The 12,237-nt window shown below is 41.5% G+C and carries 13 protein-coding genes and 2 tRNA genes; all 15 read right to left on the reverse strand.

Annotated elements, in window-relative coordinates; all coding sequences use genetic code 11:
• Positions 1 to 11 precede the first annotated feature (11 nt).
• The 15 genes from OOA_RS10140 to sucC all read right to left on the reverse strand — a co-directional run bounded on the left by OOA_RS10140 (position 12) and on the right by sucC (position 12,207).
• Positions 12 to 87 (reverse strand) — tRNA-Lys (locus OOA_RS10140).
• A gap of 327 nt (positions 88 to 414) precedes the next feature.
• Positions 415 to 490: transfer RNA gene (locus OOA_RS10145), tRNA-Lys, on the reverse strand.
• Between the two features lie 188 nt (positions 491 to 678).
• The gene (gene cpoB / locus OOA_RS10150) at positions 679 to 1,449 is read right to left on the reverse strand and encodes a cell division protein CpoB (RefSeq protein WP_040690937.1); all 771 of its coding nucleotides are present in this window, start codon (positions 1,447 to 1,449) and stop codon (positions 679 to 681) included.
• A gap of 22 nt (positions 1,450 to 1,471) precedes the next feature.
• The gene (gene pal, locus OOA_RS10155; RefSeq protein ID WP_008912064.1) at positions 1,472 to 1,969 is read right to left on the reverse strand and encodes a peptidoglycan-associated lipoprotein Pal; all 498 of its coding nucleotides are present in this window, start codon (positions 1,967 to 1,969) and stop codon (positions 1,472 to 1,474) included.
• Positions 1,970 to 2,012: 43 nt separating this feature from the next.
• The gene (gene tolB / locus OOA_RS10160) at positions 2,013 to 3,305 is read right to left on the reverse strand and encodes a Tol-Pal system beta propeller repeat protein TolB (protein WP_008912065.1); all 1,293 of its coding nucleotides are present in this window, start codon (positions 3,303 to 3,305) and stop codon (positions 2,013 to 2,015) included.
• A 142-nt stretch (positions 3,306 to 3,447) separates the two neighbouring features.
• Positions 3,448 to 4,614 carry a cell envelope integrity protein TolA gene (gene tolA, locus OOA_RS10165; RefSeq protein ID WP_008912066.1) on the reverse strand — a complete coding sequence of 389 codons (1,167 nt, stop codon included), beginning with the start codon at positions 4,612 to 4,614 and terminating at the stop codon, positions 3,448 to 3,450.
• Between the two features lie 33 nt (positions 4,615 to 4,647).
• A complete protein-coding gene (tolR, locus tag OOA_RS10170; protein ID WP_008912067.1) occupies positions 4,648 to 5,070 on the reverse strand; it encodes a colicin uptake protein TolR in 423 nt (140 codons plus the stop codon).
• 17 nt (positions 5,071 to 5,087) lie between these two features.
• A complete protein-coding gene (tolQ, locus tag OOA_RS10175) occupies positions 5,088 to 5,771 on the reverse strand; it encodes a Tol-Pal system protein TolQ (RefSeq protein ID WP_008912068.1) in 684 nt (227 codons plus the stop codon).
• Positions 5,759 to 6,163 carry a tol-pal system-associated acyl-CoA thioesterase gene (ybgC, locus tag OOA_RS10180; RefSeq protein WP_008912069.1) on the reverse strand — a complete coding sequence of 135 codons (405 nt, stop codon included), beginning with the start codon at positions 6,161 to 6,163 and terminating at the stop codon, positions 5,759 to 5,761. Before ybgC ends, tolQ begins: the two co-directional genes overlap by 13 nt.
• 132 nt (positions 6,164 to 6,295) lie before the next feature.
• On the reverse strand, positions 6,296 to 6,583 hold the full coding sequence (ybgE, locus tag OOA_RS10185; protein ID WP_040690939.1) for a cyd operon protein YbgE: 288 nt from the start codon (positions 6,581 to 6,583) through the stop codon (positions 6,296 to 6,298).
• Positions 6,584 to 6,589: 6 nt separating this feature from the next.
• Positions 6,590 to 6,703: a cytochrome bd-I oxidase subunit CydX gene (cydX, locus tag OOA_RS20055; protein WP_008912071.1), complete on the reverse strand. Its 114-nt coding sequence runs from the start codon at positions 6,701 to 6,703 to the stop codon at positions 6,590 to 6,592.
• 12 nt (positions 6,704 to 6,715) lie between these two features.
• Positions 6,716 to 7,855: a cytochrome d ubiquinol oxidase subunit II gene (cydB, locus tag OOA_RS10190; protein WP_008912072.1), complete on the reverse strand. Its 1,140-nt coding sequence runs from the start codon at positions 7,853 to 7,855 to the stop codon at positions 6,716 to 6,718.
• A gap of 14 nt (positions 7,856 to 7,869) precedes the next feature.
• The gene (gene cydA / locus OOA_RS10195; protein ID WP_008912073.1) at positions 7,870 to 9,438 is read right to left on the reverse strand and encodes a cytochrome ubiquinol oxidase subunit I; all 1,569 of its coding nucleotides are present in this window, start codon (positions 9,436 to 9,438) and stop codon (positions 7,870 to 7,872) included.
• A gap of 730 nt (positions 9,439 to 10,168) precedes the next feature.
• The gene (sucD, locus tag OOA_RS10200) at positions 10,169 to 11,041 is read right to left on the reverse strand and encodes a succinate--CoA ligase subunit alpha (RefSeq protein WP_008912074.1); all 873 of its coding nucleotides are present in this window, start codon (positions 11,039 to 11,041) and stop codon (positions 10,169 to 10,171) included.
• Positions 11,041 to 12,207 (reverse strand): ADP-forming succinate--CoA ligase subunit beta, encoded by a 1,167-nt coding sequence (gene sucC / locus OOA_RS10205; RefSeq protein WP_008912075.1) that lies wholly within the window; start codon positions 12,205 to 12,207, stop codon positions 11,041 to 11,043. The genes sucD and sucC overlap by 1 nt, the downstream gene beginning before the upstream one ends.
• Between the last annotated feature and the right edge of the window lie 30 nt (positions 12,208 to 12,237).

The raw sequence follows: 12,237 nt of genomic DNA on the forward strand, positions 1-12,237 counted from the left end.
GATTTTTTGATTGGTGGGTCGTGCAGGATTCGAACCTGCGACCAATTGATTAAAAGTCAACTGCTCTACCAACTGAGCTAACGACCCATCTAAAATCTTTTCTTGTAAAACTTGATTAATCTATCAATAGAACTAATCACAAACTAAATGTACTTATTTAAAAACTCATCATTCTATTCGAATAATAACAACTTAGAGATGGTTAGTTGTACAGGATTATAAAGCCTCCGGCTTCACCCTTCGGGTCGAACCTGCAACCAGCTTGTAAAAGTCAGTAGTTCAACCAACTAAGCTAACTACCCATCTAAAGTCTTTTCTTGTAAAACTTGATTAATCTATCAATATAACTAATCACAAACTAAATGTACTTATTTAAAAACTCATCATTCTATTCGAATAATAACAACTTAGAGATGGTGGGTCGTGCAGGATTCGAACCTGCGACCAATTGATTAAAAGTCAACTGCTCTACCAACTGAGCTAACGACCCATCTGAAAGCTTGAGAATCAAAAAGCTATTTGATTCATATTGATACTAATAATTCTCGTCTCAACGGCGGCTTATATTACTGATTTCTGAAGAGGGTGCAATGATTTTTTTAAAAAATACAACTGAATGCACACTTATCATACGGTTAACCCCGAAATATTCGGTAATTACTTCTTCGGGGCTAATGATTAAAGTGAACTAAGCTTTTTCTCAGCAAGTTTAGAGCCAGAACTATTAGGGTATTGTTTTAATACCTGTTGATAGACAGCTTTCGCTTTATCCTTTTGCCCCTTGTCTTGCATGATGAGTCCTACTTTATATAAGGCTTCACTGCTTTTTTGGGATTTAGGATATTCTTTAACTACTGTCGCAAAGTAGAATGCTGCATCATCTTTGCTACCTTTATTGTAATTAAGTTGGCCTAACCAATAGTTGGCATTAGATTGATAACTTGATTTAGGATAACTTTTTATAAAGCTTTGTAATGCTCCAATAGCCTCATCGATCTGCGCTTTTGATTTGCTATTCATCGCAAGCGTAACCGCTGCGTTATAATCTTCCTTTTCACCGCCGCCTGATACTGCTGGAGCAGGTGATGCTGTCGTAGAAGATGAATCAGGCGTGGTCGCTGAGTCTGAAGCTGTAGTTCCACTCCCTGCTTGATCTAATTGCATATACAAATCTTTTTGGCGCTCAACAACCTGATTCAGTTTATATTCACTTTCCTGAATTTGTCCACGTAACATATCAATATCACGTTGGTTGTCAGCAAGTTGCTGCTGGATTTGATACAAGATCTGACCTTGAGAACTAACGGCTGTCTCAAGTTGAGCAAGGCGATCACCGGATGAACCGGATCCGACATTAATGATTGGCGCTTGGGCAATAGCGGCCCAAGGGACCGCTACGCCAACCAATAACGACAGACCTACAAGTAGATGTCTGAAGTTACTGTTCATAAGAGATAATTTCGCTTATATATTAGTATGCAATTACTGCGCGACGGTTTTTAGCGTAATCAGCTTCTGTGTGACCTAACACAGCTGGTTTTTCTTTACCGTAAGAAACCAGAGAAACTTGATCACCAGCGACACCTTTGCTTTGCAGGTACATTTTAACTGCATTAGCACGGCGCTCGCCTAATGCGATGTTGTACTCAGGAGTACCGCGTTCATCCGCATGACCTTCAACAACAACTTTAACAGATGGGTTGCTACGCAGGAATGCTGCGTGCGCATCTAACATATCAGCATATTCTGGAGATACGTTATATTTATCGAAACCGAAGTAAACGATATTGTTGTTTTGCAGTTCTTGCATTTGCTGACGTGCCAGCTCTTCCGCAGACAGACCAGTATTAGTTTGGTTAGTTGAAGAATCCGCACCATTCTGGTCATTGTTTTTGTTAGAGCTACAAGCTGCGACAGCCATGATTGGTAATGCGATCATCAGCCCTTTAAGCACTTTATTCAGTTGCATCGTTTTGATCCTTTAATAGTTTGCCACACATTATTATTATGCATCACAGATACGGCGACCAAGCAGGAAATTTAACCTGTCCATCGGTAGCCGGAAGACGCGCTTTGAAACGCCCGTCGGTCGAAACTAGCTGCAATATAGTCCCCAAGCCTTGAGAGGAGCTATAAATTACCATAGTGCCGTTAGGTGCGATACTCGGCGTTTCATCTAGAAACGTTTTAGTTAAATATTCAACGTTACCCGTTGCCAGATCTTGTTTAGCGATATGCTGCTGACCGCCTCCGGAGCTGACCATTACAAGGAAGGATCCATCCGGGCTAACATCAGCGTCCTGATTTTGTGAACCTTCCCAGGTTACACGTACAGGGCTACCACCATTAATATTAATTTTGTAAATTTGCGGTCGACCCGCTTGGTCCGAAGTATAGACCAATGTTTGACTATCTGGCATCCAGCTTGGCTCTGTATTATTGCTACGGCCATCAGTCACTTGACGAATTTGACCACTTGCTAAGTCCATAATATAGAGATTCAGGCTACCTGTTTTCGACAGTGCAAAGGCTAGTTTAGTCCCATCTGGTGAAAATGCAGGTGCACCATTATGACGCGGGAATGATGCAACCTGACGAACAGCCCCACTTGACAAGGTCTGAATCACCAGTGCTGAACTGCCACTTTCAAATGTCACATACGCCAAGCGCTCACCATCTGGTGACCATGTTGGCGACATCAGAGGCTCTGGTGAACGATGTACCGTAAATTGGTTATAACCATCGTAGTCAGAGACTCGTAATTCATATGGATATTGACCGCCTTTATTTGTCACGACATAGGCGATACGAGTACGAAATGCCCCACGAATTCCGGTCAGCTTTTCAAAAACTTCATCGCTTGCGGTATGGCCTGCATAACGTAACCATTCCTTAGTTACTTTAAATTGATTCTGAGATAAAACAGCACCCGGACTACCAGCAACATCAACCAGTTGATAACTGACAACATAGCTACCATCGGCAGCAGGTTGAACCTGACCGACAACAACTGCATTAATGCCAAGCGCGGTCCATGCCTCTGGTGTTACTTCAGAAGCGGTACCTGGTTGCTGTGGCATACGACTTGGCTCAATAGGATTAAATTTACCACTATTGCGTAAGTCAGCACTGACAATTTGCCCGATTTCTTGTGGGGGTGTACCTGAGCCAGACCATTTAAAAGGCACGACGCCAATTGGTTGAGCACTATTAACACCTTCCGTGATCTCAATACGAATCTCTGCCTGAGCAACTGTTGCCCATAGCATGACAAACCCGAGAACTACTTTAAAAGCCTGCTTCATCCTTATCTCCCTTACTGTGGTACTGAAGAGCACCACAATAATTCGCTGAATATTAACAAAGGTATACTAACAAAACTAGATAGCGTACAAACTATTTATGCTAAAGCAGATAGAAATTCAATACAGACAGCTCTGACTTATCCTATTTAGGGTTAAATACAACTGTACTTCCTTGTTTTTTAAATGCTTCATAAACATCAGCCGGAGGCCTAGGTAGCTTCGCAAGTTTTGCTGCTCTAATTGCAGCATCACAGAGTGCTGGGTCATTAGCCGCATTATTTTTCGGCGTAATGCTTATCAACAAACCATCTGGCGCAATTTTTAATTGAAGATCACACGTTCTTCCACGGAAGGTATCCGAGTCATAGAACTTACTTTGGATAGCTGCTTTAACTTTACCTGCATAACTATCAACATCAGCATTTGAAGCTCCAGATTTTTTACCTCCTCCTTGACCAGCAGCTGCGGCTCCACCTTGTTTACTTGGACCAGACGAAGTCAGATCACCCAGTAAATCATCAACTGAAGAGGCACTTTTTGCAGCTTCAGCTTTATCTTTAGCTGCTTTGGCCTTGGCTTCTTTATCTGCTTTAGCTTTAGCATCTGCGGCAGCCTTAGCATCTGCTTTAGCTTTAGCATCTGCGGCAGCCTTAGCATCCGCTGCTGCTTTAGCTTCTGCGGCAGCTTTAGCATCCGCTGCTGCCTTAGCTTCTGCGGCAGCTTTAGCATCCGCTGCTGCCTTAGCTTCTGCGGCAGCTTTGGCTTTTACTGCTTCAGCTTCTTTTTTAGCTACAGCCTCTGCTTTCTCCTTCGCTGCGGCTTGTTCTTTAACCAGTTTTTCTTTTTCAGCTTTCGCTTTTGCGGCGGCTTCTTCTGCTATTTTTTGCTCTTGTTTAGCTTTTTTAGCAGATTCAGCAGCTTGCTGTTGTTGCTGCTCTGCTTGTTTTTGTTGCTGTTGCGCCTCACGTTCAGTCTGAATACGCTCTTGCTCCAGTTTTTGCAGACGTTTTTGTTCCTGCTCTTGCTTTTCCCTCAGCTCAGCATCTTGTTTCTGTTCTTTCTCTTTACGTTCTTTAACGGCTTGTTTAGCGCTATTTTCTTGTTGCTGCATTTGGTTATATTGCTCAACAATAGCACCGGGGTCGACCATCACCGCATCGATGACAGTCCCCTCTTCCCCACCTCCGCCAAGTTTGACGACGGAAACTAAGGAACCAATTATAATTAACGCTATCAATAAGACGTGTAATACAACTGACGTCAGAAGAGAGCGTTTTAAATTATCATTTTTCTCTTTTGTCTTTCCCACAACTGGTTTCCAAAAAAAGAATCGTCACTCAAACTACATGGGTTGAGTCATTAAACCGACTGATTTGATCCCTGCTTGATGCAAAATATTCAGTGCCTTAATAACTTCATCATAAGGAACTTCTTTCGCACCGCCGATGAGAAAAATAGCCTTTGGATTTTTCTCTAACTGCGTTTTCGCCTCAGCAGCAATCTGTTCCGGTGGTAATAAATCTAAACGTTCACCGTCGATTAACATATTATATTGGCCAACACCTGCAACCTCTAAAATAATCGGCGGATTATCACTTGATGATACTGTCTGAGTATCTGTGGCATCCGGCAGATCAACCTCCACGCTTTGAGAGATAATCGGCGCTGTTGCCATAAAAATTAACAACAGCACCAACAACACATCCAGCAATGGAACAATGTTGATTTCGGATTTCAGCTCACGTTTGCGACTATTGCGCGCCATTCGCTTATCTCCCCGTATTATTTCTTATCAGCAGAAAATGCTTGGCGATGTAAAATAGCCAGGAACTCTTCCATAAAGTTATCGTAGTTCTGCTCTAATTTGTTCACGCGTTGGTTCAAGCGGTTATATGCCATAACAGCAGGAATAGCTGCAAACAAGCCAATTGCTGTTGCAATCAAAGCTTCTGCGATACCCGGTGCAACCATCTGCAATGTAGCTTGTTTAACAGAACCTAATGCGATGAATGCATGCATTATCCCCCACACCGTACCAAATAAGCCAATATAAGGGCTGATTGAACCTACTGTGCCTAAAAATGGGATATGGTTTTCAACGGATTCAAGTTCACGGTTCATTGAGATACGCATTGCCCGAGATGCCCCAGTCAATACAGCATCTGGAGCATGAATGTTCGCTTGATGTAAACGGACAAATTCTTTAAATCCAGAATAGAAAATTTGTTCTGCTCCACCTAGAGCATCACGACGCGCTTGACTTTCTTTATATAAACGCGATAACTCAATACCTGACCAAAACTTATCCTCGAAAGCTTCTGCCTCACGGGTAGCCGCATTTAAAATTTTTGTTCTCTGAATAATAATAGCCCAAGAGGCTATAGAGAACCCGATCAAAACGAACATAATGATCTGAACTAATAGGCTAGCTTTTAGGAATAAATCCAGGATATTCATGTCAGCCACTGTTTAAACTCCGCGACAATAGACTTAGGAAGCGCTGTTGGCTTCATTTTTGATATGTCCACACAAGCAATAAGGGCAACAGCCCCACAAAGCAGGTTACCTTGTGAATCAACTAACCTTTGTTGAAAGGTTAAAGAGGCACGTTTTATATCAATAATTTGTGTCTCAATTTCCAATAAATCATCTAGCCGAGCTGCCCTGATAAAATCTGTTGTCATGCTGCGAACAACGAATCCCAGGTTCTCTGCCAGTAAATTTTGTTGATTGATACCTATATTCCGCAGCATCTCGGTTCTAGCTCGTTCAAAAAAAGCAAGATAACGCGCATGGTAAACCACACCGCCCGCATCAGTATCTTCATAATACACGCGAACAGGCCAGCGAAATAGCATAACAACCACTCCATCCTAGGTTAAATAATTAACGGTGTAACTATACTGAAGACGAGGACGCTTTGGAATGACTTAGAAGTAAAGTTATCAAAAAAAAATATGGGCCGATTGACCCATAATTGATAATTAGGATTAACCGAAGACTTTAATTAGCCCCCAGATAAGGATGATAGCTGCGGGTAATGGATGAAAAATAGTTCGCCAAATCAACTTATTAGGCCTAAAACCAACACCAAATATGATGGCGCTGCACGTGGCCCAAATAAGTAATAACCCTTGCCAAATTAGGAATGAACTGGTTTTTGCTGCAAATAATGTCGGATCCCACATTACGCTTCCTGCAATCACCAAAGCTAATATAAGGATAAGAGCCCTTATCAGGCCCTTATCCAATAGCTGATAGCATTTATCCACCAGCATTATTTATTACTCACCATCTTTGGCTGCAGCTTTATCTTCAGCATGCTCTAAAGCAAGCGCTGCAATCACTGCAAAACTACAAGCTAACAGCGTGCCGAGGATCCAGGCAAAATACCACATATGTTATGCTCCTTAATACAGTGAATGCTTGTTGCTTTCGATAAAGTTTTTGTCCAAGCGACCAAACATTTTGTAGTAACACCACGCAGTGTAGGCCAAAACGATTGGTACAAAAATAATCGCTACAACAGTCATTATTTGTAGAGTAAATAGGCTAGATGTTGCATCCCACATGGTCAAGCTTGCATTTGGCATGATGCTTGATGGCATGATGAATGGGAACATTGCTACTCCACATGTCAAAATGATACATGCAATAGTCAACGATGAGCTAACAAATGCTAAACCATTTTTATCTACTTTGCTTAACAGCATAGTCAAGAGAGGCAATACTACACCTAAAGCAGGTAACACCCATAACGCTGGATAGTTATTGAAGTTGACCAACCACCCGCCAGCAACAACTTCTACTGTTTTATTCAGTGGATTTGATGGGCTGTAAGTATCAATAATTGAAGTCACAGCATAACCATCAATTCCCATTACTAGCCATACACCAGCACCAGCGAACGTTAATGTTGTTAGCAAAGCTGTGATGTAAGTTGCTTTGCGGGCACGAAGATGCAGCTCACCCGTAGTGCGCATTTGTAAATAAGTTGCACCTTGAGTTACGATCATCATCAAACTTACCACTCCAGCCAACAAGCCGTATGGGTTAAGCAAGCCAAACAGGTTTCCTGTGTAGGTAAGGTACTGTAGTTTATTAATTTCGAATGGCACACCTAATAGCAGGTTACCAAACGCAACACCAATAACTAACGGTGGAACAAAACCACCGATAAACAGACCCCAGTCCCACATGTTACGCCATTTTGGATTCTCCAGCTTAGAACGGTAGTCAAAACCGACTGGGCGGAAGAATAGTGCTGCTAGCACTAAAATCATAGCGACATAAAAACCTGAGAACGAAGCAGCATAAACCTGTGGCCATGCTGCAAACATTGCCCCACCCGCGGTAATTAACCAAACTTGGTTACCATCCCAGTGCGGTGCAACAGCGTTAATCATGATACGACGATCAGTATCTGTTTTACCTAAAATAGGTAGCAGGAAGCCGACGCCCATGTCAAAACCATCTGTGACAGCGAAACCAATTAGCAGTACGCCAATTAAGATCCACCACACAAATCGAAGAACTTCATAATCAAACATAAGTGGACTCCTGTTTACTGAACGTCTTGTGCAGAGTTGTTTTTCTGTTCAAAGTGATAGCGGCCAGTTTTCAAGCTGCTTGGCCCTTTACGAGCGAATTTGAACATTAGGAACAATTCAGCAATTAAGAACAGTGTATACAGACCACAGATCAGGACTAGAGAGAAAATCAGATCATTGGTTGTCAAGTTTGAATGCGCAACGGATACAGGAAGTACTTCCCCAATTGCCCATGGTTGACGACCATATTCTGCAACAAACCAACCCGACTCAATTGCAATCCACGGCAATGGAATACCAAACAAAGCAGTACGCAGCAACCATTTGTTTTGACCAATACGGTTACGTACAACTGATAAGAAAGATAGCCCAATAATCAGCAGAAGTAAGAAACCAACGCCAACCATAATGCGGAATGCCCAGAATAGAGGCCCTACGTTCGGGATACTGTCTTTAACAGCTTTTTGGATTTGCTCTTCTGTTGCATCAACAACGTTTGGTGCATATTGTTTTAACAACAATCCATAACCTAGATCTTTTTTATTGATTTCAAACGATTTACGCAGTTCCGGATCTTTATTTCCATCAAGGAGTTGTTGTAACTCACCGTATGCAATCATACCGTTACGGATACGTACTTCGTGCTGTTTCATTAGGTCTTTTAGGCCTAATACTGGTGTATCGAGTGAACGTGTCGCAATGATACCCATAGCCCATGGAATAGAAATAGCGAATTTATTTTCCATTTTTTCGGTATCAGGCCAAGCAATCAGGTTAAACGCTGCAGGAGGTGGATGAGTTTCCCATTCAGCTTCTACCGCAGCTAATTTGGTTTTTTGTACGTCACCCATTTCATAGCCTGATTCATCACCAAGAATGATAACTGACAGTACAGCTGCAATACCAAAACTTGCTGCAATTGCAAATGAACGCTTAGCAAATGCGAGGTCACGGCCTTTGAGCATATAGTAAGAACTGATACCCAAAACAAACATAGCACCAGTACAATAACCGGCTGCAACAGTGTGAACGAATTTAACTTGTGCAACTGGGTTCATGACAAGCTCAGAGAAGCTTACCATTTCCATACGCATAGTTTCAAAATTAAAGTCTGCTGCAATTGGGTTTTGCATCCAACCGTTCGCAATCAGTATCCACAATGCTGAGAAGTTAGAGCCTAATGCAACTAACCACGTCACCGCAAGGTGTTGAGTTTTACTTAAACGATCCCAACCAAAGAAGAATAAACCAACAAAGGTAGATTCAAGGAAGAATGCCATCAAACCTTCGATTGCTAAAGGTGCACCGAAGATATCTCCAACATAGTGTGCATAGTAAGACCAGTTAGTCCCGAATTGGAACTCCATAGTCAAACCAGTTGCAACACCCAGAGCGAAGTTAATACCAAATAACTTGCCCCAAAACTTAGTCATATCTTTATAAATTTGCTTACCAGACAGCACATATACCGTTTCCATAATCGCAAGCAAAAACGCCATACCTAGCGTTAGTGGTACGAATAGGAAATGATACATCGCTGTTAAGGCAAACTGTAACCTTGACAGTTCGACAATATCAAACATCTTGACTCCTTGCTCCTAGCAGGAAGACACCGACTTGCGGCAACCTAGCTTCCAGTACAGTAAAAGAAAGCCTCTTAACTACCAGCAAAAAATGCCTCAAAAAAACAAATAATTAACAAAATTAAGAATTCTAACGACACTATAATAATAGTACGCTTATATTCACATACAATAAACTTTTTTTGCGTGATTCAGATTTGAATTATGCATATACATCAATAATTATACCCTATAATAGAAAAATGACTATTTGATCAGTGCCAATTTAAGCGATTTAAAAAATAAATCCAGCACTAATAAATTGATTTACGTCAATTTTTCCTTAAGTTGTTAACTAATTATCTTTATCATCAATTAACAGTTATTTAAATGTTAAGTCGCTGTTATTGATAATAATGCAAATAATCTTAGTTATCTAATCGACTATCTAAAAAATCAATTTAGATTTAAACCTTCTGAAAAAGAATATTTTATTTATAATACTAACCAATTCCATTCTTATTATGAATTTCAGTAATTACTAAATTAATTCCATAGCTCGACTACTTTCGATTAATTAAATTTGAATTGAACATTTATTATTAAAGAAACACAATTTTTCAGTATGTTAGTTTTAACGCCATAAAAAAAGCCCACATTCAAACTTGAATATGGACTTTTCTCAGCTAATAACTTCGTCTATCACTTACATACTCTTAAATCTTTTTGAGTATATGCTTACGTGATAAGTTTATTTCTCTAACAGTGATTTTACAGCTTCACCAATATCAGCCAAGCTGCGTACAGTTTTGACACCAGCAGCTTCTAATGCAGCAAATTTCTCATCGGCAGTGCCTTTACCGCCAGCTATGATTGCACCTGCGTGCCCCATACGCTTACCTTTTGGCGCTGTTACACCTGCAATATAACCAACAACTGGCTTGGTTACATGCTCTTTGATGTAAGCTGCCGCTTCTTCTTCCGCATTACCACCGATTTCACCGATCATGACAATCGCTTCAGTTTGTGGATCTTCTTGGAAGAGTTTCAGGATATCAATAAAGTTAGAACCAGGGATTGGATCCCCTCCGATACCTACACAAGTCGATTGGCCTAGACCCGCATCTGTCGTTTGTTTAACTGCTTCATAAGTCAGGGTACCTGAACGAGAAACGATACCCACTTTACCTGGTAAGTGAATGTGACCTGGCATAATACCAATCTTACACTCACCCGGAGTAATTACACCAGGGCAGTTAGGCCCAATCATGCGTACACCAGCCTCATCTAATTTCACTTTCACAACCAACATATCCAGCGTAGGGATGCCTTCCGTGATAGTAATGATCAGTTTAATGCCTGCGTCGATAGCTTCTAAGATTGAATCTTTACAGAATGGAGCAGGAACATAAATAACAGATGCCGTTGCGCCAGTTGCTTCAACGGCTTCACGAACAGTATTGAATACTGGTAGGCCTAAATGCGTTGTTCCACCTTTGCCTGGCGTAACACCGCCAACCATTTGCGTACCGTATGCAATTGCTTGTTCTGAATGGAAAGTTCCCTGACCGCCAGTGAACCCTTGGCAAATCACTTTGGTGTTTTTATCGATTAAAATAGACATTATTTAGCCTCCGCTGCTGCTACTGCTTTCTTAGCTGCATCAGTCAAACTGTTAGCAGCGATAATATTCAAGCCACTTTCTGCCAGTTTTTTCGCACCTAATTCTGCATTATTACCTTCTAAACGTACGACAACTGGTACACTTACACCAACTTCTTCTACTGCACCAATGATGCCGTCTGCGATCAGGTCACAGCGAACGATACCACCAAAGATGTTAACAAAAACGGCTTTCACGTTTTCATCAGAAAGAATGATCTTAAAGGCTTCAGTTACACGCTCTTTTGTTGCCCCACCACCAACATCAAGGAAGTTTGCAGGTGCGCCACCGTGTAATTTAACGATGTCCATTGTACCCATTGCTAGGCCAGCACCGTTAACCATGCAGCCGATATTACCATCTAGAGCAACATAGTTTAGTTCCCATTCAGCAGCTTGCGCTTCACGCGCATCTTCTTGTGAAGCATCACGCATTTCACGTAATTCTGGTTGGCGATACAATGCGTTACCATCAACACCTAATTTACCATCCAAGCAAATCAAATCACCTGCGGTATTGATAACCAATGGGTTGATTTCAACAAGTGCGAAGTCACGTTCGATAAACATTGTCGCTAGCCCCATGAAAATTTTAGCGAATTGGCTAACTTGTTTACCAGTCAAACCTAATTTAAACGCTAATTCACGGCCTTGGTAAGGCATAGGACCCGTTAATGGATCAATAATTGCTTTATGGATTAATTCAGGTGTCTCTTCAGCAACTTTCTCAATTTCAACACCACCTTCCGTCGAAGCCATGAACACAACACGACGTGTGCTACGGTCAACAACCGCACCAAGATAAAGCTCTTTTGCGATATCAGTTGCACTTTCAACTAGGATTTGGTTAACAGGCTGGCCATTTGTATCCGTTTGATAAGTGATTAAATTTTGACCTAACCATTTTTCTGCAAACGAACTGATATCATTGATATCACTAGTCACTTTCACGCCGCCTGCTTTACCACGTCCACCTGCGTGAACCTGACATTTAATAACCCATGGACCATTACCAATTTTTTTAGCTGCGTCAATAGTTTCTGCAACTGTTGAACAAGCATAACCCGTTGGTGCTGGTAAACCATAACGTGCAAAAAGCTGTTTTGCCTGATACTCGTGTAAATTCATGATGTTCTATCCATAATTGAGTCTGAAGAG

This window comes from Providencia burhodogranariea DSM 19968 (assembly GCF_000314855.2).
Lineage (GTDB): Bacteria > Pseudomonadota > Gammaproteobacteria > Enterobacterales > Enterobacteriaceae > Providencia > Providencia burhodogranariea.

What these genes read in the sequence shown, in the direction of transcription:
- cpoB (WP_040690937.1), bottom strand. Translation starts at nt 1,449, where the DNA reads ATGAACAGTAACTTCAGACATCTACTTGTAGGTCTGTCGTTATTGGTT.
- pal (WP_008912064.1), bottom strand. Translation starts at nt 1,969, where the DNA reads ATGCAACTGAATAAAGTGCTTAAAGGGCTGATGATCGCATTACCAATC.
- tolB (WP_008912065.1), bottom strand. Translation starts at nt 3,305, where the DNA reads ATGAAGCAGGCTTTTAAAGTAGTTCTCGGGTTTGTCATGCTATGGGCA.
- tolR (WP_008912067.1), bottom strand. Translation starts at nt 5,070, where the DNA reads ATGGCGCGCAATAGTCGCAAACGTGAGCTGAAATCCGAAATCAACATT.
- ybgC (WP_008912069.1), bottom strand. Translation starts at nt 6,163, where the DNA reads ATGCTATTTCGCTGGCCTGTTCGCGTGTATTATGAAGATACTGATGCG.
- ybgE (WP_040690939.1), bottom strand. Translation starts at nt 6,583, where the DNA reads ATGCTGGTGGATAAATGCTATCAGCTATTGGATAAGGGCCTGATAAGG.
- cydX (WP_008912071.1), bottom strand. Translation starts at nt 6,703, where the DNA reads ATGTGGTATTTTGCCTGGATCCTCGGCACGCTGTTAGCTTGTAGTTTT.
- cydB (WP_008912072.1), bottom strand. Translation starts at nt 7,855, where the DNA reads ATGTTTGATTATGAAGTTCTTCGATTTGTGTGGTGGATCTTAATTGGC.
- cydA (WP_008912073.1), bottom strand. Translation starts at nt 9,438, where the DNA reads ATGTTTGATATTGTCGAACTGTCAAGGTTACAGTTTGCCTTAACAGCG.
- sucD (WP_008912074.1), bottom strand. Translation starts at nt 11,041, where the DNA reads ATGTCTATTTTAATCGATAAAAACACCAAAGTGATTTGCCAAGGGTTC.
- sucC (WP_008912075.1), bottom strand. Translation starts at nt 12,207, where the DNA reads ATGAATTTACACGAGTATCAGGCAAAACAGCTTTTTGCACGTTATGGT.